This window comes from Clostridium muellerianum (genome assembly GCF_012926525.1).
Taxonomy (GTDB): domain Bacteria; phylum Bacillota; class Clostridia; order Clostridiales; family Clostridiaceae; genus Clostridium_AM; species Clostridium_AM muellerianum.
On sequence record NZ_JABBNI010000036.1, the window covers coordinates 63,288 to 83,731 of the forward strand.

A 20,444-nucleotide genomic window follows, 5' to 3' on the forward strand; every position below is an offset into this window, starting at 1 on the left:
AATTAATATTTAAAAGGAGGGGGCTCGTTGTTTACCGGAATTATAGAGGAAGTTGGAAGAGTTTTAAATATATCTAAAGGCTTGAACTCTGCTCAGATTAATATAGAAGCTAAGAAGGTTATAGAAGATGTTAAGCTTGGCGACAGTATTGCTGTAAATGGGATTTGCCTTACGGTAACAAGTTTTAAACAAAATAATTTTACTGTAGATGTTATGCCTGAAACTATGAGGAGAAGCAGCTTAAACAGTTTAAAAAAAGGAAGTTTAGTAAATTTAGAAAGAGCACTGGCTTTAGGTGAAAGATTAGGTGGTCACATAGTTAGCGGGCATATAGATTGCACAGGAAAAATAGTTAGTATAAAAAATGAGGATATAGCTACCTGGGTTACTGTAGAAGTACCTGATGATACGCTAAAGTATATTGTACTAAAGGGTTCAGTAACAATAGACGGAATAAGCCTTACAGTAGCAGAATTAAAAGAAAAATCCTTTAGTGTTTCTCTCATACCTCATACCAAGGGTGAAACTACTCTTTATGAAAAAAGTGTAGGTGAAGAAGTGAATATTGAGTGTGATTTAATAGGAAAATATGTAGAGAGATTAATTTTCATGAAGGAAAAACAGGAAAGTAAAGAGTCTAAAATAACAGAGGATATGTTAAGAAAAGCTGGATTTATGTAATATTTCAAGTAACTACTGGTTTAACTTAAGATGGAAATGTTATTAACCATAAAAACTGCTTTGAATTAAAGTGTTAAAGTACAGATGTTTTCTTAATCTATACAAAATATTAAAAACAAATAAGTATATAGCAGTTATTTAACTGACTATAAATTCATTATACGGGGAGAGATAAAGATGGAATTTAAATTTAATACCATAGAAGAAGCGTTAGTAGATATAAAAGAAGGAAAAATGGTAGTAGTAATAGATGATGAAGATCGTGAAAATGAGGGAGATCTTCTTATGTCTGCAGAGAAGGTTACACCAGAAGCTATAAATTTTATGACTAAGTTTGGAAGAGGACTTATATGTACACCTATGACAAAAGAAAGACTTAAAGAACTTAATATAGAGCTTATGGTAAGCGATAATAGTGAAAAATTTTCAACAGCTTTTACAGTGTCTGTTGATGCAGTAGGAACTTCTACAGGTATATCAGCTTACGACAGAGCATTAACAATACAGAAGCTTGTAGATTCAAAGTCAACTGGAGAAGAGTTTGAAAGACCAGGACATATATTTCCTCTTGAAGCTAAAGATGGTGGAGTACTTGTAAGAAATGGACATACTGAGGCCGCTGTGGATTTATCAAGATTAGCAGGACTTTTTCCAGCAGGTGTAATTTGCGAAATAATGAATGAAGATGGTACTATGGCAAGAACTCCAGAGCTTATGGAATTTGTAAAAGAACATAATATTAAAATTATAACTATAAAGGATTTAATAGTTTATAGAAAAAAAACAGAGAAATTTATTGAGAATGTAGCACAAGCACATATACCAACAAGGTTTGGAGATTTTAAAGCTGTAGGATATAAAAATATTTTAAATGGAGAACATCATGTAGCTTTTGTAAAAGGTGAAAATTTTGGAGATGAACCAGTACTAGTAAGAGTTCATTCAGAATGTCTTACAGGAGATGCGTTCCATTCTTTGAGATGTGATTGTGGAGATCAATTAGCAGCAGCTTTAACTCAAATAGAAAGAGAAGGAAGAGGCGTGCTTGTATATATGAGACAGGAAGGAAGAGGAATAGGACTTTTAAATAAGTTAAAAGCTTATGCTCTTCAAGAGCAGGGTATGGATACAGTAGAAGCTAATCTTGCATTAGGATTTCCAGCTGATTTAAGAGATTATGGTATATCAGCTCAAATTCTTAAGGATTTAGGAATAAATAAGGTAAGACTTCTTACTAATAATCCTAAAAAAGTATCAGGTCTTTCTGAATATGGAATAGATATAGTAGAAAGAGTGCCAATAGAAATGGAATATTCAAAAGAGAGCATAGAGTACATGAAAACAAAGAAAGAAAAGTTAGGACACTTACTTAAATTATAATTTAGAAAGTGATTAAATTAACTTTTGCACATACAAAATTTTGACTTAATACAAGCAAAATGCCATATAACTTTTTAGAGGAAAATTGAGTAATTAATTTATTTAAAATTTGGAGGTATAAATTATGAAAATATATGAAGGAAAGTTAAGTGCAGAAACATTGAAATTTGGTATAGTAGTTGGAAGGTTTAATGAATTTATAGGATCAAAGCTTTTATCAGGAGCATTAGACTGTCTAAAAAGACATGGTGCTTCAGAAGATAATATAGAAATAAGCTGGGTTCCAGGAGCTTTTGAAATTCCATTAGTAGCAAAGAAAATGTCAGCAATGAAAAAGTATGATGCTGTTATATGTCTTGGAGCTGTAATTAAAGGTTCTACACCTCACTTTGATTATGTATCTAGTGAAGTATCAAAGGGAGTTGCTCATGTATCTTTAGAAGCAGAAATACCTGTAATATTCAGTGTACTTACTACAGATAATATAGAGCAAGCTATAGAAAGATCAGGAACTAAAGCTGGTAATAAGGGCTGGGATGGAGCTATGTCTGCTATAGAAATGGCTAACCTTATGAAAGAATTGAAGTAACATAATGCGACGCAAGTAACCGAAGAAACGTTAAGCTGTATTCCGGCTGATATATGTTGTGAAGGAACACTCGCTTCATTTAAGAAGTTCTAATGCCCGAGATATTAAAAAATGACTACCTCCTCAAATGTGACCTCCTGTCACTTTCGGAGCTTTTGCCGTCCTGGCAAAAATTACGCCATTTTTTAATATCTCAAGCATAAGAACTTCCGAAATTTGATCGAATGTTCCTTCACAACATATATCAGTCTTCATACAGCTTAACGTTTCTTCTTAGTGCATTGCGTATAGCATTATTTCAAAAGGCTTTTAGCTCTATATTTAAAAAGCGTAGCTTTCATAATGTTTATTGCTTACATAAAGACATACAAATCATTTAATAGAAAACTGTCTAACTTGTTAATCATTTTCGAGATATTTATATAAAATAAAAAATAACTTCTACATAAATTTAATATATTAGACAACAGGCTCCGCCTCAATTTTTTTAGCGATATTAACTTTTAATCAAATACAATTTTGATTAAGCCAAATTATATATAACAATGAACCTAAACTAGCACTGCACTTTAATATCTAGTTGCGTCGCAATATTTTTAAACTGGGAAAGTTGAGTGATTATAATTAAAAAGTATATAATTTATATATTCTTAAGTTCCAATGGAGGAAGAATCTTGGTCTTCTAGTTTTAATCCGCTTTTAGCTGGGGTTTTAAACTTTGGTACTCCAAGTATTATAGCTAATATTGATGCAATTCCTAAAAGATATGGGTAACAAAGATATTTCATTATTAAAAATGGTGAAATTGCTGCAAGGCTTGAAGCAACTAAAAGTTGAGCTCCATAGGGAATACATCCCTGAACAAAGCATGCAAAGGTATCCAAAAGACTGGCAGCTTTTCTTCTATCTACACCATAGCTTTCTGACATGTCTTTAGCTAAAGAGCCAACTATAATTATAGAAACAGTGTTATTAGCAGTGCATAAGTCTACTAAACTAACCAATATTCCTATACCAAATTCAGCACCTTTCTTAGAGTGAACTCTTTTCTGTATTGCATGTAATATATAATCTATACCTCCGTTGAACTTTATTAATTCGCCTATGCCTCCGATTAATATAGATATCATGGATATATCCTCCATACCTGCAATACCTTTTGCACAAAGTTGAAATACTGTGAATATATCAAAAGATCCATAAATAAGACCTATTATAGATGCCAGTACAATACCACCAACTAATACTAATATTACATTAAAACCTGTTAAGGCTACTGCAAGTACGGCTAAATAAGGCAGTATTTTAATAAATTCATAGTTGTATGCTCCTGTATGATTGATGTTTATGCCTACAGTTAAAAAGGCATATATAATCAGTGTTATTAAAGCAGCAGGAAATACTATTTTAATATTAGCTTTGAACTTGTCTACCATTTCGCAATCTTGGGTTTTAGTAGCGGCTACAGTGGAATTTGATATCATGGATAAACCATCACCAAACATAGCTCCACTAACTACAGCTGCAATTAAAAATGCCATAGGCAAACCTGTTTTGTGTGATATTCCAACTGCAATAGGGGTTAGGGTTACTATGGTTCCAACAGAAGTTCCAAGGGACATAGATAAAAAGGAACCAATGATAAATATACCAGCTACCATAAGACTAGACGGGAAAACAGATAGACCCAAATTTACAGTAGAATCTACAGCTCCCATAGCTTTACTGACTTCTGCAAAAGCACCTGCTAAAATAAAAATTAAGCACATAAGTATGATGCTAGAATTACCAGCACCTCTGCAAAATCTTTCAACTTTTAATTCTATAGGTATTTTTCTGTTTTGAAGTATAGCTATGGTGGATGCAATAATTAAAGCTACAACTACAGGCATCTTATAAAAGTCTTTCATTATAATTGAAACGCCGAGAAAAAGCAGCATAAATACTCCTAATGGTAATAAGGCTGCGGCACTTCCTTTTTTTTCATTCATTAATCAGAATACCTCCTTAACTTTAGTAGAAACTTTTAATAAAAAGCCATATGAAATAAATATTTCATATGGCTTGAAATATTTTATTAATTAAAGCGAAAAAAATATTTATAATTACAAACATAATATTTAAACAATGTGTAAACTGTAGGTGTGTACATTGTTTATACAATTTGTATATAGTATAATATATTAGTTCAAATTAGGAAAGGAATATTTTATAATAATGCATTTAATACAAAATTTAGATACGAATTTGCTAATTTTCATACAAGAAAATATGCATACAGCATTAATGGACAAGATAATGCCTGTAATAACTTTTATGGGAAGTAAAGGATTAGTGTGGGTATGTATAGGAGCATTGCTTTTAATAAACAAGAAACATAGAAAAGTAGGAATAATGCTAGCATTAAGTTTAATATTAGTTACTATTTTAGGAGAAGGAATAATAAAACATGTTGTTCAAAGAACAAGACCATGTGTAGATATACCTACAATGAAAATGATTATAAAAGGCCCTACGACTTATTCATTTCCATCAGGGCATACAGCTGCTAGTTTTGCAGCAGCAGGGGTACTTATGAGTAATTTTAAGAAATACGGTTTATATGCACTGATATTAGCAATTTTGATTGCTTTTTCAAGATTATATTTATTTGTTCATTATCCTTCAGATGTATTTGTTGGAATGATATTAGGATTAATTTGTGCTAAAATATCAAGTATGATTGTTAAAAAGTTTGTTTAAAGTAATAGGGGACTTCTCAAAATGTATATGTGTATTCTGAGAAGTCCCTTTTTTATTGTTATTTAATAGCCCCATAAAGTATCTTTAAAGCCACACATAAGGACATAGTTACGAAAAGTGGTTTTATGATTTTAGCACCATTTTTAAGTGCTACTTTAGTACCAAACTTGGCACCTATTATCATGAAGATAGCTACAGGTATTCCTACCTTATAATTAATTTGTCCTCTAAAAGCAAACATTATTAAAGATGCAACGTTACTTCCAAAGTTTAGAACCTTTCCATTTCCAGCAGAACGTACAAAATCAAAATTATATATACCTATAAGTCCAAATATTAAAAAAGAGCCTGTCCCAGGTCCGAAGAATCCATCATAAAAGCCTAAAGATAAAGCAAGTAGTATACCTAAAATTAAATTTTTCTTAGTTAACGCTTTAAACTTATCTTCTTTTCCAATTTCTTTTGAAAATAAACTATATATGCCTACAAATAATAATAAGGTAAGAACTATCATGTTAAGATATTTTGCATTTATTATAAGTACTGTATTAACACCTAAAACAGCACCAATAAGTGTAAAAGGTAATAAAAATCTTAAAATTTTTAAATCTACTTTTCCAGACTGCATAAATTTAAGAGAACTAGTAAATGATGCGCAGGTAGAGGAAAACTTATTTGTACCTAAAGTTATGTGAGGAGGAATTCCTGCCAAAAGAAAAGCTGGTACGCTTATAATACCTCCACCTCCTGCTATAGAATCAACAAAAGCTGCAAAGAATCCAGCAATGCATAAAAAAATTAAACTAATTGTCATAAAAAGTCACCACCAATATTTAGTTGTTTACTCTGATTTCTTTTAATTTTAACATAAAATTTGAAAATTCGCTTAAAAAGTTCTATTTTTTAGATTCAAATTTTTTTAATAAGTTATGTTTTAATATTTCATCTGAATATTGAAGTTGATTTACTACATGCGTTTTTTTATTTTTTAGAAAAGCGTTTTCACTAACTTTTTCTCCTGTAGATATATTATAGTAAGTATTTTTTTGACTCATGTAATAATAGTTACCATCTATAAAAGAACTATTTCTAAAGATTATATTACCTTCTGAAGAGTTAAAAAGATCTTTTCCCATGAATGTTGTATAAGGCAAATTAAACAGGTTACACATTGTAGGGTATATGTCCATTTGACCACTACAAATGCTATTTACTCCTTTAATAGATTCGCCAGGAAAATGTATCATCATAGGAACCTTTTGAAGCTTCATCCATTCTATATCAGATAAATAGTTCTTTCCTAAAAATTTGCTTAATTCCTGCTGATGATCCTTAGGAATAGCGTAATGATCACCGTACAGTACTACTACAGAATCTTTTAAAATTCCTTCTTCTTCTAATTTACTTAGAAACATTCCAAGCTGCGTGTCTGCATAATGTATGGATTTTAAATAATTTCCCAGGAAAGTATCTTCGTAGGCACCTACATTAAAATCTCCGTAATTTTCAACATCATCATAAGGAAAGTGGCTGCTTAAGGTTATTAAAAATGAATAGTATGGTTTATTTAGTTTTTTCATTTTATCTATTGATTGATTAAAAAATGATTTATCACTTAATCCTAAACCAATATTTTCATCAATGTTATAATCTTTTTCGCTATAAAAATTATCAAAACCAAATCTTTTATAGATTACATTTCTATTCCAAAAGCTTTCTCTGAATCCATGAAATGCAAAAGTAGAATAACCTAAATTTTTAAAACTTTTGGGCATAGAATTAAATTCATTACCGCAGTATAAAAAATAAGCAGCACCAGATGAAGCTGGATATAAGGAGTTATTTGACATAAATTCAGCATCAGAAGTTCCTCCAGCAGATATTTGATAATAAAAATTATTAAAATATTCACTGCGGTTTGCCCATTTATTTAAGTTTGGAGTAATTTCCTTATTATTAACCTTAACATTAATAACAAATTCTTGAAGAGCTTCTACTTGGATCATAATAAGGTTTTTTCCTTTAGTCATCCCTTTTAAATTATTAGTAGAAGATAAGTTGGTTTGGAAAAAAGTTTGTATTTCTTTTTCCTCTGATTTTGATACAGGGGTTTTTTTACTTAAATCAGCATATAGGAAGTTATAGAAATCTAAATAGTGATAATTAATGGTTCCTAAGTTCTTAACTATATATACTTTGTTGTACATAGTAGTCAAAAGTTTTGGCTGATCTTTTGATAAGCTATAAAAGTTTTGAAAGTTGATGACTATTCCCATAGTTAATAAACCTAAAAAAGCAAAAAATTTTACAGACTTTTTTTGAGGAATGGTTTTTCTATATTTATATTTGGTAAATAAAGGAGGTATAATTATAAGATCTAATGCATAAAAAAAATCGGTAAGTTTTATAAGACTGCTTACACTAGATTTTACAGCACCAAGTTGAAATCCATTTATAAGAACAGAAATAGATATTACATCTTTAAAATATCGAAAATAGGTTAGATCACTTATGATAAAAATAGTTATAATTAAGTTGCATATATATAAAAAAGGAGCACGTATTTTATCACTTAAAATAAAGGATAACGCTGCAATTATTATAACAGAGGCAAACACAGGTGAAAGTAATGAAATATATGAAAAATATCCTGATTCCATTTGTCTTCCATATACGATCACTTTTACGCATACCAGGAATACAAATAATATTATATCTATATATGTAATAATGAGTGGTTTTATTTTTTTCATTTTATACCTCCTGGATGTAAAAAATTTACCATTACGCTTATAAGATTAGTATATGCATAATTTTAATACATTAATAAATTGTTTCAAAAAAATTAACACTTGTCAAGGAAAACACTATTTATATAGGTTTTGCAATTTAGATAAATATTGTTTAAAATTATTAATAAGCGCAGTTGTAGGCCAAATTTATAGATGCTTTAAATTTTTTTATTATTAGAAATATGTATCGAAATGTTAAGTTATGTGGGGGGTATTTACTAAAGTGACTATTTACATAAAGAGAATAGTATAGCATAATATACTTGTTATAGTAACAGAAATTTTTAGGAGGAATAAAAAAGATGGATGAAAATAAGGAAGATATTAAAGAAGAAATAGTAATAGATGAAGAAGAAGCTAGAAAGCAGTTTTTAGAAGAACTTAAAAGTAAGAATAAAGAAGAACAAAAAAAATTAATAGAAATGAAAGAAGCTAAATTAGCAGAAGCTAAAGCAGCGGAGGAAGCTAAATTAGCAGCAGAAGCCAAGGCATTAGAAGAAGCTAAAGCTCTAGCATATAAATCTGAAGCAATAGAAGAAGTAGTTGCTGCAAAGGAAGAAGAAAGTACTCCAGTAAGTGATTCTGATAAACCTCATGCAAAATTCAGCTGTAATTCTTTAAAAGCAACTGTCATTGATACAGCAGTAGTAGGTGTAGTTTCAATTGCAGGCGTAGGGTTACTAGATCTTATATTAAGACTTGTATTTGGATATTATATTGTAGATTATAAAGGATTTTGTTTAATATTTTTAATAGTATTATTAATTTTATATCCATTAATAATGGAAAATACGAAATTAGGAAAAACTTTAGGACAGAAGTTAAATAAAAAGGAAGTTCAAGAAAGGAACGAATAGGAATTGAGAAAAGGCAAGGAATATGAATTTTATATAGAAAACACCCAATTCCCAGGTACTGGAGTAGCAGTACAGGATGATGTTAAAGTACTTATTAAAAATGGAGTTCCAGGACAAAAAGTACTAGCTAGAATTACCAAAAAGAGAAGAGATAAAGCAGAAGCTAAAATATTAGAAGTAATAGAAAATGTAGATTATGCAGTAGAACCTATATGTCCACATTTTAATTTATGTGGTGGTTGTACAACTCAATTTCTGCCTTATGAAAAACAATTAGAATTAAAAACTCAGCAGGTTATAGATCTTTTCCATAATGCAGGCATTGAAGATTATGAATTTTTGGGTATAGAAAAAAGCCCTGAAGAATTTGAATATAGAAATAAAATGGAATTTACCTTTGGTGATGAGGAAAAGGGTGGAGAGCTAACTCTTGGAATGCATATAAAAGGAAAAAGCTTTGGAATAGTTAATGTAGATAACTGTAAAATAGTTGATGAAGACTTTAGAAAAGTTTTAGATACTGTAATAAGTTATTTTAGAAAAAATCCCCTTCCTTATTATAGGGTTATGAGAAGAGAAGGATATTTAAGAAACCTGGTAATTAGAAAAGGTAAAAACACAGGTGAAGTATTAATAAATTTAGTAACAACTTCACAAATAGATTTCAATTTAGAAGAGCTTAAAGAAATTCTTTTAAATTTAAATTATGTTGGAGAATTAAAAGGAATATTACATACTATAAATGATAGCTTTTCAGATACAGTTCAGGCAGATGAGGTAGAAATACTTTATGGTAGAGATTACATAATTGAAGAACTTATGGGTCTTAAGTTTAAAATAGCACCAGAATCCTTTTTCCAAACAAATTCAAAGGGTGCAGAAAAGTTATATGGTATAGTTAAGGAATTTTTAGGGGATGCTTCTTCAAAAGTAGTTTTTGACCTGTACTGCGGTACTGGTACTATTGGTCAAATAGTAGCACCTAATGCTAAAAAAGTCCTAGGAATTGAACTTATAGAAGAGGCTGTTAAAGCTGCAAATGAAAATTCCAAACTAAATGGTTTAAATAATTGTGAATTTATAGCTGGTGATGTAGCTAAGGTTATAAAAACCGTAACTGAAAAACCGGATTTAATAATACTAGATCCACCAAGACCAGGGGTTCATCCTGTGGCATTGGATTATGTTATAAAATTTAATGCCCCTGATATAGTTTATGTATCATGTAATCCTAAAACTTTGGTTACAGACTTACAGGTTCTTATAGAAGCTGGTTATAAAGTTGAGAAGATTAAGATTATGGATATGTTTCCCAATACGCCGCACGTTGAGACAGTTGTTAAGCTAAGTAAGTAAAATCAAGGTATATAGAAATTAATAGTATATTAAAATAGATATTTTCCACCATTTTTCCACCGAGATTTTATGCTTGGTGGAAAAATTTTAATATTATAATAAAAAGTGTGTTGCTACTATTTATTGATATTGATGTATCAATAAATATGTAGTTGCATAGAATAAAATTGCGTAAGAATATCAGATGGGGAAACAAGTAGCTACTACTATGCAGAAATGCGGTAGGATATGTAGATTACAACTTACCTGTATTCCAACAAATTTATTCCATGGTGCATTTGTGCCGTGGAATTTATGTTTTTAAAGTAAAAAAATTATTTAGCAGTATATGGTGTTCTTATAGCTAAAATAAGAGCTATAATGGATATTACAAAACAAGATATAATATCTTTAATATTTACACCTACAAGATGAACAATTGTAAAAAAAGTATAAAATATAGTCAAGTTGTAATCAAATAAATAGTAGTTTATAGGAGGAATGAATATGATTATTAGACCAGTAATAGATGATGATATACAGGCTATTGCTAAAATATATACTGATAATTGGAAAACCACATATCAAAATATCTTACCAGATTCTTTTTTGAAAAGCATGACGTATGAACATTCAAAAGAAAAATGGTCGTCATATATTCATACAGATAAACAAGGGGCTTTTGTTGCATTAGACGAAAATGATATGATTATTGGTTTTTCAGCCTACAAGCCATATTCTGACTTGAAGAAATGTCTATTACTTGATTCATTACATATTATACAATCAATTCAAGGTAGTGGAATCGGCAAGAAATTGATTTTTACAATTGGTAAATATGCTTATAATAATGAGTATGAAAAAATGTACATCTGCATTGTAAAAGGAAATGATAGGGCAGAAGGAATATATGCTCATTTGGGTGCAAAGCATTATAAAGATTTTATTGATGATTTTGAAGGGACACCATCTAATTCATCGGTTTTGCTATGGGACGATTTAAACATGTTTATTTCTAAATAAAAAATTAATAAAAACTGGAAGTGAAACAAGCAATATTTGTTGCTATTGAGCGAGAGAATTACAATAAACCGAAGTCTGAAAATGGCAAACAGCCGAAATGCCCACCTGAAAAGGAACGGGTAATCACGGAAGCATTGAAGCTTTAGACTTAACAATAGCCACGATTGCTGCTCCAAAAACAGAGTATTAGTCGTGGCTCTGCTTTCGCTTTTAGTCTTTCTTCCTGCTCGTAAAAATAACGCAGCCGAAGCTGCGTTAGAAATATGAATTAGTATCAGAATCTTAGTGACAAGCAAGTGAGGCTGCCGTCGATTTTCTTGAACTCGCTTGTATCAACTAGCCTTACCTGGTAGCCTAGGTTCTCGATGATTTTAAGAGTCTTAGGATATCCTTCAGGAACAAGAACTGTACCGTTAATGTACAGACTGTTGATTGCGTAAAGTTCGTCAGGGGCTACAACGAAGCGGTTAAAGTCTTTGAAAGCTTCTAGCTTGTCAACGGTTTCTGTAACAAGCATATTGTTGTTTTCAAGGTAGATTGCGAAATCCTTTAGATGAAGGCCTTCTGTTACAGGTACTGTGGATGAAGTGTAGCCGAATTTTGTAACTATTTCGTTGAACTGGCGGGCACCTTCTGCGTTTGTTCTGTCGCTCTGACCAACGTAGAAGTGATCTCCTACACGCATTACATCACCGCCTTCCATTGTTCCTGGAGCTTCGATGTGAAAAATCTGGTCATCTGAGTAGAACTTACGAATAGCTGGAAGGATTTCTTCCTTTTCGCCATTACGGGAGTCCCTTGCAGGGTTTGTGATCACTGCACAACGTTCCATAACAACGGCTGGGTCTTCTGTAAAACATGAGTCAGGGTAACGCTCATCGGCTTCTAAATCTAAAACTTCTAATCCAAGAGATTCAAGAATCTCAACATATTTATCATGCTGTCTGGAGGACAATCCGTATTCTGGCTTTTCGCCTGGTTTTACGAACTGAGCTGTGGATATTCCGTCGATTAATGCTTTGCAAGGTTTCTTAGTAATAGCTTTTGTAAACATATTCATACCTCCGTAAAATTAAGTCGATTTTTTCTATGATCTGAGTATATAATACAAATAAGGATTTGTAAATTGCAAGTATATCATGGTTTCCATGAATAATTATCATATAATGGGCAAGGAGGTTAATCATGAGTTTTTCACAATACGAGGCATTTATCAAAGCTGTCGAGACTGGAACAATGACTCAGGCGGCGGAGGAGCTTGGCTACACACAATCAGGGCTTACTAGAGCATTAAATACACTAGAAGAGCAATGGAATGTAAAACTATTAACTAGAGGACGAAACGGTGTACAACTTACGACAGAAGGGCAACTGCTATTGCCATATATAAGAACAGTCCTTCATGACCAGCGTAGACTTTCCGAGCGAATCGGAGAGATCAATGGTCTTCGTGAAGGTCTTATTAGAATTGGAACATTTAACAGTATCTCCGCACAGTGGCTCCCTGGGATGATAAAGAGATTCCAACATGATTACCCTGGAATCAGATTCGAGCTGCTGCACGGAACAGATACTCAGATTGGCAGTTGGATAGCTGATGGACGAGTGGATGTGGGTTTTGTTGCATACCCAACTTTACCAGAACTTGAGTCCGAATTCCTGTACCGTGACCCCATCGTAGGCATTTTTTCCGAAGATTCTCCCTATGCCAGAATGGAAAAACTCAACATTTCCGAGCTGCCAAATCTGCCATATATTGCGCTTAACGAGGGTGTGGAGGATGAGATTACAGCCATTCTGGACAAAAACAGGATTACCCTAGACGCGCGTTTCGTAGAAAGCGACGATCACGCCGTAATCGCTATGGTAGAGAAAGGGCTGGGCATTAGTCTTATGTCTGTAATGATGATACAGGGTTTTGACCGACGAATTGTGGCGATTCCATTGGACCCTCCGGGCTACCGCGACCTTGGAATCGCTTGCCGAAGCCATAACCTTCTGTCTGGCGCAGCATCAAGGTTCTACGAGTATGCCCGTCACTGGGTAGCTGAGGAGTACAAGCCTATCGAACTATGACATATTTACAAGGGACTATGCGTCCACAAAATAGCATCGCAAAAATTGCAAGAAAATAATTGCCGAACAGCACACAGTCCGGCAATTATTTTGGAATTCATAATGGAATGACTTTGTTTGGTATTGGACTATTGCGCTTTTGTAGAGTGTGTAAAATGAAGTTATACGCATACAAAAGGAGGTGTGATTGTGATTGAAATTTCCAAAATAGTCATCAAGGGTGCGTCAGGATATTGTTGTGTGGACGAGGCTTACTATGATAAGGTTATAGTAACAGGGGAGAGCATAGCATACGAATATCATCCTATGCTTGAAACAGAAATAAATCCTTCAAGGAAGTGGTCTTATAAAACTACCAGTCCAATATTTAAAAAGCTGTATGCCGATTTGGTTAAGGTCATGCCTATAATTGTAAATCATGACACAGATATGTTCTGCACAGATATAGGTGGAATAGAATTTATTATTACATATTCTGATAAAACTAAATTCAAGAAGACATTCTTTCTGCCAGGGGATGAGTTTAAGGATTGTTTTCAAATCATAAAACGCATGGTTCCTGAATGTGAGTATGTTCCGGCAGTGTTGATAACAGAAGATGATTTTGAGAACTAGATAATGGATATATTTACGACAACTGTTAGGAGCAAAAAGTCGGTGGATATATTTCCATAAATAGAAAGAAGTCAGTAGATATGTTCCCGTAAACGAGAGGTAGCATATGACGTACTTGCTATCCTATCGAGCCATGTGGAGTGCTGTGTGTTGCTAAAAAAAGCTGAAAAATAAATGGATGACTCCGAGAATCTATAAAAGATTTTCGGAGTTCCATCTGCTTTAACTTCAATACGTTCAACAAATCTATTTAAGACTTCTGGGGTAAGTTCTTTCAAATCAATAATCTTTTCTTTTAGCTTGTCTAATTCATCTATAAGAGTTGTGTTAAATCTTTCAGCGATAAGTGATTTATATTCGTCCTCTTTTTTAGTGAGTTCATTAATTTTAAAATCTATTGTAAATTTAAATGTGTCATAATCTTCTTTTGTTAGTTCATCATTTATAAATTTGCTTAATGCTTTACTCTTTTTATTTGTTAATTTTTCTATTTACTTAGAGTAATTTTTAAGCTCTTTTTCTAATTTCTTCTTCTGAGTAGTGACTTTCTTATTTATTTCAGATATAAATTTTTCGTTTTTAATATTAGATAGCATAAATTTAATATCGCTCAATATAGCATTAGCAAGTTCAGCTTCTCTAATAATATGGTCACTACAAGCTTTTTTACCATGTTTATTGAAACTTCCGCAGACATATCCTTTTCTATTTTTTTTAAAGTGCATACCATGCTCACAATCCGAACAAAATAGAATATTAGTAAAAAGGTGTGTGTTTTGCTGTGGTCTAATTTTTTTTCGAGAATTAATTAATTGTTGAACAGATTTAAAATCAGTTTGTGTAATGATTGGCTCATGTGTACCTTTAATTATAATACATTCTTCTTTACTCTTTTGATTACGTTTATTAGTAGTAACACTTATTGTTTCTGTCCTACATTGAACCAAATCACCAGTATAGTGAGGATTTTCTAAAATTAGTCTTACAGATGAACCATGCCATTTATCCGAAGCGTCAGATTTTCCTGCTACTTCCCCAGGAGTTGGAATACCTTCTTCATAAAGCTCTCTCGCTATCCTGTCAAAGCCTTTTCCAGATAAATAATCTTTAAATATCCTTTTTACTATAGTTGGGGTATTATCTTCACTGATATACAGCTTTTTGTCTTTCATATAATAGCCATAAGGGGCAAAAGAACCTTTGAAATAACCTCGCTGAGCTTTAGTTTTAAGTGCTGACTTCATTCTAATACTAATACGTTGTGATTCTTGTTCGTATAGCCATGCGTACATACCAAACATGTTGGCATTGCCTTCCATTGTGTTTATTGCGTTATCTAAGGTTATTATATGAATATTATTATTTTCAGCAATATCTCTTATCTGATATGAAAGTTGACCACTACGAGCCAAACGTGAAAGTTCTTTTGCAAGAATAACATCAAACTTTTTTGACTTAGCGTCTTCAATTAGTCTTTGAAGATTCTTTCTCTTAGATTTAGTTCCAGATTCTACATCTTCATAAAAGTCATATAAGTCCCAACCGTTATCTTGTATACATTTTTCAAATAACTGTTTTTGATTAGTTAAAGAAGTTTTTTGTTCTTCTCTATTAGTTGATACTCTTATGTATACTGCACATTTCATTACGCAACATCTCCTTTTAAACTTATTTCATATGTTGTAGTTAAATTCGCTTTGTTTGAATTGGAGTATTCAACAAAGTTATTTTCGATATATTCTGTAATTAGAGAATCCATTATATCGGTAAGGGTTAAACTATTACTGTTACTAAATATTCTTTCAATTTTTAGCATATACATCACCTCATTAGTTTGTTTTTATAGGAATAGGGGGAGACTTTTTAGGATATAAGGTAAATTTATTCGGGAGAACAATTTACGTATCGTCAAAATAATTTACAATTTGACTATAAGTAAATTATAACGATATATTACGCATTGTCAAGAAAAAAAATAAATTGTATATCGGAAAAGAGTGTGGTACTATATGTATATAGGAATTAAAAAGGAGTTTTTTAAATGAAATTCGGTAATTTGGTTAAATTGAAAAGAACTAACAAGAACATAACTTTGACAGACTTAGAAGGAAAAACGAAGATAAGTTCATCATATATCAGTCGTATAGAAAATGACTTAAATAAAACCCCCTCCGCAGAAACAGTATTCAAACTCTCGAAAGCTTTGGATATATCAATTCAAGATTTGCAAGATTGTTTTGAAGTAAAATTAAATGAATCTGATGAAAATAGTACATTGAAGTTAATAGAAGAAACTGATTATGTGCTAATAAAACAAGCGGAAGAGTTAATGGTTAGGATAGCTAATAATAAAGAGGAATACTATAATGCTATTAATAAGCTATTGAATATAACTAATAGACTAAGAAAAACACAGGTAAGGGTAATATGTTCTGTAAAACATGATGACAAAAATGTGGACTATGTGGTAAATATAAGGATTTATGAAAATCATATAGTAGAAGCAGTTAAAGATATGTTAAAAAGTAGGTTTAAAAATGGGAGAATTAAAGTAGTAGAAGGACGTTTTTTAGAAAATAGTGAAGCATATTATTATGATTTGAATGAATTTATAGAGTCTATGCAAGAATTGGACTGTGTCAACGAATTTGAGATAGAAGAGTTGCTTAACTATTTAAAAAAAATAAATTACTAATTGCGTATTGCCAAAAGCATTTATTTTTATTGACTATTAAATCAATAAAAATAAGTGCTTTTTTGTTTTGTCTATTGTCAGACATCATTCCAATTATAAAAAGCATATGTACTGTCTATTATGAATTAACAACGTCTATAAAAAGGTGTAGAGGGGATATAAATATATTCTGTTCGGGAAAATAAAATCACTAAAAGTACAAGCTTAAACATTGAAAATAAAGGGATTATAGAATTCCCTATAAGAAACAAAAGGAGAGATAATTATGATACATACAGCAAAATTTTATTTAAAATTAAGTAATGAGGATATAAATTTTCTTGAAAATAAATATTGGGAGTTTATATCTCTAACATCATGTAAAATAGATGATGTATATAAGGAAAAAGGTATAGCGACCACATTCACTAAGATTTATAGTAATTGGTATATGTACTGCACTATTGATTTTATTAAGTTAATAGGTAAAGCTGATATTAAAGAAGCTGATTATTCAAGGGTTCAAGATAAGATAAATCAATACCTTTATGATATATTTCAAGATAATAAAAGGGAGTTAATTTTAATACGATTAGATTATAGATTAGATGTAAAGATAGAAACTAAAAAAGATAGAGAATTAATTATGTATTTATATAATAAGACAGCAGAAAAATACAAATTTAAGAGGAAGTATAATCAGTATGATATAACAATCTATTTTAATTCAAAAAGTATTCAATCTAAGTGTTATGACAAAGAAGCTGAAAGAATATCTAAATCGCAACCGATTGAAAAATATGAAGAGGATGTTTTACGGTTTGAGGTTGTACTGGAAAATAAGCATTTGAATTATATGAAAAGGCAACACAATATTGAAAAGACTTTAAAAAAGTATTTTAGTGACACATTATATAAAAAATATATGGAAGAAAATTTGGGGGTGCTATTGTATGAGGGTGACTACTATAAAATCTATCTTGCTGAAAAAATAATTAAAGAGAGTGAAATAAAAGAAAGTGATAAAAAGGCACTAAGAGAATTACTTGTTGATATATCAAAGCATACAGTTACGGGTGCAATGGAAATCACCAATGATAAAGATGAAAAAAAGTATAGCAAATATAAATTTGCAAAATATCTAAGATTATTAGGAGCAATGAAAATAAATCCTATTTTAATACCTAAAAATATGAAATCTCCTTCATATGTAAAAAATCCATTCTGCTTATAATATTCGCCATATAAAATAACTAAGTCCAGTATTTTTACTGGATTTTTATTTACTTCTATCTATTAGTTATAAAAAATGTGGGAACATACTACAATAATATAAAATAAAGAATGTACTATTATATTAGTATTTATTTTATTGGGAATGATACTTACGGGACGGGAGACCTCATCGCAGAGAATACTTCCCACCAACTCTCTAAAGTCGTTTGTGGAGTATTCTTGCACTTAGAAATCGCCCTTTGGGACGGTTGCTTGGACAACACTCGAATTTCTTTCGTTCTGCTCTTCGTCCCTTTGTGGGAATATTGCTCCTAATGGAGCAAGGAGCTAAAGCTCCAAGAGGATAATCTTAATGTATATTACTTTATTTAATAAATGTAAATGATATAAGGAGAAAAATGAGTAGGTCATATATTGCAAAATTTTATAATAGAGATAGATTGGCACTGACTTCACTAAGTAAGTGTGGTCATTGCACCAATGAACAATTAAAAAATTATGTAGCTGATACAAGAATTAAACATTATGTATATGATGGATATGTAAAAAAAGAAGTATTTAATAAGAATAATGGAGAACGATTAATTGGGTACAAGCTAACAAATGAGGGACGAAAATTATTAGAAAATGAATGGGGCGTTAAGAGCCACTATATAGCTCAAAGTATAAGACATGACATTGGAATAGCTAACAAATATTTTAGTCTTTCACAAGAACAAAAAGAAACATGGAAAACTGAAACAGAGTTAAGACATGAGTTTATAGAAAGATTAGAAGAAATAAAGAATGAAGATTATAGTAGGTATGAGGAATTATATAATATGTTAGAAGAAAGACAAATCAGTATTCCAGACGCAAGTTATGAAATTGAGAATGAAATTGAAGTTTGCTATGAAGTTATTACAAACTCATATGGGCAAGATGAAATTCTTGCTAAAGAAAATTATATAGAAATTATGAATGTAAAGTATGAAACAGTGAGGGTATGAGAAAAATGATTACAAATGATAAAAAGCAAGAATTATGCGAAAAATATGATATATATTTAAGGGTAATTGATAAGATTGGGAATAAAATAATGTTACAGCAACATTTTGTTGAATTAGCATTAGAATTGAATATAGAAAAAGATAAATTTAAAATAGTAAGAGCATTATTAGAACTTGAAAATGGGGAGATAATTAAGAAAATAAAGTTCAGTAATACAAATAATAAATTTATAGTTTTTAAAAAATATGCAATTAGATATTTAGCAAACGCAAATAGCTCCCAAGCTGTTTCCGCAGTATCAAAAGTTAATAGTAATAAAAAATACTATGATAATATATTTAAAACAAAATTTATAATAACATCAATTATTCCCGCAATGAAAAAAAGAGATTTAATTATAAATTTTGATAGTTTGTTGAAATTCTTAGAAGATATAAATTGCAACATCCTATATTCAAAAAATCACATTGATGTATATTATAAGCATATAGGAGTTGGATTAAAAAATTATATTGATACTGAGGAATTTGTATATGATTTAAATATATTAGTAAGTGAAAGGGAGACACGATTAAAGAATTTAAAAGGAGTGGAGGTTCAAAAAGTAAAATTAAACAGAAGAGGAAAGGAAGAGTCATTATATAATAGCACAATAGCCACGTTGGTTAGAAAAAAAATATATATCGGTGAAATAAGATATTCGACCAAGGATAACTGTTTAAAAATATCAGCATATTATTTAAATTCATCTAACAATCAAAGTGCCTATGATATAGCGTTGAATTATAGCATTTGTTACAATGTGCTTAGTAAAATTTTTAATTGTGATATAAAATTGTTTTTTAAGGTAGTAGTATCTAATGAAGCAACAAAGAACAATTTACAGCATGAATTAAATAGAAGGGTAATAAATCCAGTTACTAAAGAACTTCGAGATGATAATTATTTGATTGAATTACTCAAAGCAAATAATTTAAGTGAGATAGACTTTAGTAAAATGACCATAAGCTTAGTTAGCTATTCATTATAATAAATGAAATAAATAAAAGGTAGCGACAGCTACCTTTCATTCTTTTAAAGATAGAATTTCTATCTCTACCTTTTGATAAAAATACTTATAAATAAGTACCAATCCTTTTATATTATTAACCCTAAATAGGATTAAACCTTTTTTAATTTGATGTTAAGAGGTATTAGCTAATTTTTATCTCATATTAAAAGAGAAACCTCTTAACATTATTATATGCTAAAATAAGAATAGTATAACTTTTTAAGTTAGTAAAGCTGATGGATATGCACAATTGATATTGGATGTTAAAAGTTAACGAATTCACGTATAATATCAGATAAGATAGAGGATTAGTTGTATTTTAAGCTCTTGTTTTATATCTTAGTAAAAAAATAAATTATTAATTAACGATTTTTTTTTACTGATTTATATATTTATTGCAAAG

19 protein-coding genes are annotated in these 20,444 nt (G+C 30.7%); 13 read left to right on the forward strand and 6 right to left on the reverse strand.

Annotation, left to right across the window (positions count from 1 at the left end; all coding sequences use genetic code 11):
* Positions 1–27 precede the first annotated feature (27 nt).
* From HBE96_RS16415 to ribH, 3 genes are all read left to right on the forward strand, one after another.
* Positions 28–681, forward strand: coding sequence for a riboflavin synthase (locus HBE96_RS16415; protein ID WP_169298811.1), 654 nt, complete (start codon positions 28–30; stop codon positions 679–681).
* A 177-nt stretch (positions 682–858) separates the two neighbouring features.
* On the forward strand, positions 859–2,061 hold the full coding sequence (locus HBE96_RS16420; RefSeq protein WP_169298812.1) for a bifunctional 3,4-dihydroxy-2-butanone-4-phosphate synthase/GTP cyclohydrolase II: 1,203 nt from the start codon (positions 859–861) through the stop codon (positions 2,059–2,061).
* Positions 2,062–2,185: 124 nt separating this feature from the next.
* On the forward strand, positions 2,186–2,650 hold the full coding sequence (gene ribH / locus HBE96_RS16425) for a 6,7-dimethyl-8-ribityllumazine synthase (protein WP_169298813.1): 465 nt from the start codon (positions 2,186–2,188) through the stop codon (positions 2,648–2,650).
* A 650-nt stretch (positions 2,651–3,300) separates the two neighbouring features.
* On the opposite strand, the gene HBE96_RS16430 is transcribed toward ribH, so the two are convergent.
* A complete protein-coding gene (locus HBE96_RS16430) occupies positions 3,301–4,641 on the reverse strand; it encodes a Na+/H+ antiporter NhaC family protein (RefSeq protein WP_169298814.1) in 1,341 nt (446 codons plus the stop codon).
* A 226-nt stretch (positions 4,642–4,867) separates the two neighbouring features.
* Here HBE96_RS16430 and HBE96_RS16435 point away from each other — a divergent pair, with 226 nt between their 5' ends.
* Positions 4,868–5,392: a phosphatase PAP2 family protein gene (locus tag HBE96_RS16435; RefSeq protein WP_169298815.1), complete on the forward strand. Its 525-nt coding sequence runs from the start codon at positions 4,868–4,870 to the stop codon at positions 5,390–5,392.
* Between the two features lie 58 nt (positions 5,393–5,450).
* Here the strand turns inward: HBE96_RS16435 and HBE96_RS16440 are convergent, their stop codons facing one another.
* The gene (locus HBE96_RS16440) at positions 5,451–6,206 is read right to left on the reverse strand and encodes a TSUP family transporter (RefSeq protein ID WP_169298816.1); all 756 of its coding nucleotides are present in this window, start codon (positions 6,204–6,206) and stop codon (positions 5,451–5,453) included.
* Positions 6,207–6,288: 82 nt separating this feature from the next.
* Complete coding sequence (locus tag HBE96_RS16445; RefSeq protein ID WP_169298817.1) at positions 6,289–8,145, reverse strand: LTA synthase family protein; 1,857 nt, start codon at positions 8,143–8,145, stop codon at positions 6,289–6,291.
* Between the two features lie 341 nt (positions 8,146–8,486).
* Between HBE96_RS16445 and HBE96_RS16450 the strand changes: the two genes are divergently transcribed.
* From HBE96_RS16450 to HBE96_RS16460, 3 genes are all read left to right on the forward strand, one after another.
* On the forward strand, positions 8,487–9,041 hold the full coding sequence (locus HBE96_RS16450) for a hypothetical protein (protein ID WP_169298818.1): 555 nt from the start codon (positions 8,487–8,489) through the stop codon (positions 9,039–9,041).
* 3 nt (positions 9,042–9,044) lie between these two features.
* The gene (rlmD, locus tag HBE96_RS16455; RefSeq protein WP_169298819.1) at positions 9,045–10,397 is read left to right on the forward strand and encodes a 23S rRNA (uracil(1939)-C(5))-methyltransferase RlmD; all 1,353 of its coding nucleotides are present in this window, start codon (positions 9,045–9,047) and stop codon (positions 10,395–10,397) included.
* Positions 10,398–10,883: 486 nt separating this feature from the next.
* Positions 10,884–11,399 carry a GNAT family N-acetyltransferase gene (locus HBE96_RS16460; RefSeq protein WP_169298820.1) on the forward strand — a complete coding sequence of 172 codons (516 nt, stop codon included), beginning with the start codon at positions 10,884–10,886 and terminating at the stop codon, positions 11,397–11,399.
* 274 nt (positions 11,400–11,673) lie between these two features.
* On the opposite strand, the gene HBE96_RS16465 is transcribed toward HBE96_RS16460, so the two are convergent.
* Positions 11,674–12,453, reverse strand: a complete 780-nt coding sequence (locus tag HBE96_RS16465) for a dimethylarginine dimethylaminohydrolase family protein (RefSeq protein WP_243186970.1) — start codon at positions 12,451–12,453, stop codon at positions 11,674–11,676.
* Between the two features lie 131 nt (positions 12,454–12,584).
* Here HBE96_RS16465 and HBE96_RS16470 point away from each other — a divergent pair, with 131 nt between their 5' ends.
* Together HBE96_RS16470 and HBE96_RS16475 are read left to right on the forward strand one after the other, a co-directional pair.
* The gene (locus HBE96_RS16470) at positions 12,585–13,475 is read left to right on the forward strand and encodes a LysR family transcriptional regulator (protein WP_169298822.1); all 891 of its coding nucleotides are present in this window, start codon (positions 12,585–12,587) and stop codon (positions 13,473–13,475) included.
* Positions 13,476–13,664: 189 nt separating this feature from the next.
* Positions 13,665–14,090: a hypothetical protein gene (locus HBE96_RS16475; RefSeq protein ID WP_169298823.1), complete on the forward strand. Its 426-nt coding sequence runs from the start codon at positions 13,665–13,667 to the stop codon at positions 14,088–14,090.
* Positions 14,091–14,581: 491 nt separating this feature from the next.
* Here HBE96_RS16475 and HBE96_RS16480 read toward each other — a convergent pair whose 3' ends face one another.
* Together HBE96_RS16480 and HBE96_RS16485 are read right to left on the reverse strand one after the other, a co-directional pair.
* Positions 14,582–15,736, reverse strand: a complete 1,155-nt coding sequence (locus tag HBE96_RS16480; RefSeq protein WP_206154970.1) for a recombinase family protein — start codon at positions 15,734–15,736, stop codon at positions 14,582–14,584.
* Positions 15,736–15,906 carry a hypothetical protein gene (locus HBE96_RS16485; protein ID WP_169298824.1) on the reverse strand — a complete coding sequence of 57 codons (171 nt, stop codon included), beginning with the start codon at positions 15,904–15,906 and terminating at the stop codon, positions 15,736–15,738. Before HBE96_RS16485 ends, HBE96_RS16480 begins: the two co-directional genes overlap by 1 nt.
* A 225-nt stretch (positions 15,907–16,131) precedes the next feature.
* On the opposite strand from HBE96_RS16485, the gene HBE96_RS16490 reads away from it, so the two are divergent.
* The 4 genes from HBE96_RS16490 to HBE96_RS16505 all read left to right on the forward strand — a co-directional run bounded on the left by HBE96_RS16490 (position 16,132) and on the right by HBE96_RS16505 (position 20,020).
* Complete coding sequence (locus HBE96_RS16490; protein WP_169298825.1) at positions 16,132–16,785, forward strand: helix-turn-helix domain-containing protein; 654 nt, start codon at positions 16,132–16,134, stop codon at positions 16,783–16,785.
* Positions 16,786–17,050: 265 nt separating this feature from the next.
* Positions 17,051–17,998, forward strand: coding sequence for a hypothetical protein (locus HBE96_RS16495; RefSeq protein ID WP_169298826.1), 948 nt, complete (start codon positions 17,051–17,053; stop codon positions 17,996–17,998).
* A gap of 400 nt (positions 17,999–18,398) precedes the next feature.
* Positions 18,399–18,989: a hypothetical protein gene (locus HBE96_RS16500; protein WP_169298827.1), complete on the forward strand. Its 591-nt coding sequence runs from the start codon at positions 18,399–18,401 to the stop codon at positions 18,987–18,989.
* Between the two features lie 5 nt (positions 18,990–18,994).
* Complete coding sequence (locus HBE96_RS16505; RefSeq protein WP_169298757.1) at positions 18,995–20,020, forward strand: hypothetical protein; 1,026 nt, start codon at positions 18,995–18,997, stop codon at positions 20,018–20,020.
* Positions 20,021–20,444: the final 424 nt, after the last annotated feature.

Excerpts from the sequence above, each read along its gene's own strand:
- HBE96_RS16420 (WP_169298812.1), top strand. The coding sequence starts at position 859 with ATGGAATTTAAATTTAATACCATAGAAGAAGCGTTAGTAGATATAAAA.
- ribH (WP_169298813.1), top strand. The coding sequence starts at position 2,186 with ATGAAAATATATGAAGGAAAGTTAAGTGCAGAAACATTGAAATTTGGT.
- HBE96_RS16430 (WP_169298814.1), bottom strand. The coding sequence starts at position 4,641 with ATGAATGAAAAAAAAGGAAGTGCCGCAGCCTTATTACCATTAGGAGTA.
- HBE96_RS16435 (WP_169298815.1), top strand. The coding sequence starts at position 4,868 with ATGCATTTAATACAAAATTTAGATACGAATTTGCTAATTTTCATACAA.
- HBE96_RS16440 (WP_169298816.1), bottom strand. The coding sequence starts at position 6,206 with ATGACAATTAGTTTAATTTTTTTATGCATTGCTGGATTCTTTGCAGCT.
- HBE96_RS16445 (WP_169298817.1), bottom strand. The coding sequence starts at position 8,145 with ATGAAAAAAATAAAACCACTCATTATTACATATATAGATATAATATTA.
- HBE96_RS16450 (WP_169298818.1), top strand. The coding sequence starts at position 8,487 with ATGGATGAAAATAAGGAAGATATTAAAGAAGAAATAGTAATAGATGAA.
- HBE96_RS16460 (WP_169298820.1), top strand. The coding sequence starts at position 10,884 with ATGATTATTAGACCAGTAATAGATGATGATATACAGGCTATTGCTAAA.
- HBE96_RS16465 (WP_243186970.1), bottom strand. The coding sequence starts at position 12,453 with ATGTTTACAAAAGCTATTACTAAGAAACCTTGCAAAGCATTAATCGAC.
- HBE96_RS16470 (WP_169298822.1), top strand. The coding sequence starts at position 12,585 with ATGAGTTTTTCACAATACGAGGCATTTATCAAAGCTGTCGAGACTGGA.
- HBE96_RS16480 (WP_206154970.1), bottom strand. The coding sequence starts at position 15,736 with ATGAAATGTGCAGTATACATAAGAGTATCAACTAATAGAGAAGAACAA.
- HBE96_RS16485 (WP_169298824.1), bottom strand. The coding sequence starts at position 15,906 with ATGCTAAAAATTGAAAGAATATTTAGTAACAGTAATAGTTTAACCCTT.
- HBE96_RS16490 (WP_169298825.1), top strand. The coding sequence starts at position 16,132 with ATGAAATTCGGTAATTTGGTTAAATTGAAAAGAACTAACAAGAACATA.
- HBE96_RS16495 (WP_169298826.1), top strand. The coding sequence starts at position 17,051 with ATGATACATACAGCAAAATTTTATTTAAAATTAAGTAATGAGGATATA.
- HBE96_RS16500 (WP_169298827.1), top strand. The coding sequence starts at position 18,399 with ATGAGTAGGTCATATATTGCAAAATTTTATAATAGAGATAGATTGGCA.
- HBE96_RS16505 (WP_169298757.1), top strand. The coding sequence starts at position 18,995 with ATGATTACAAATGATAAAAAGCAAGAATTATGCGAAAAATATGATATA.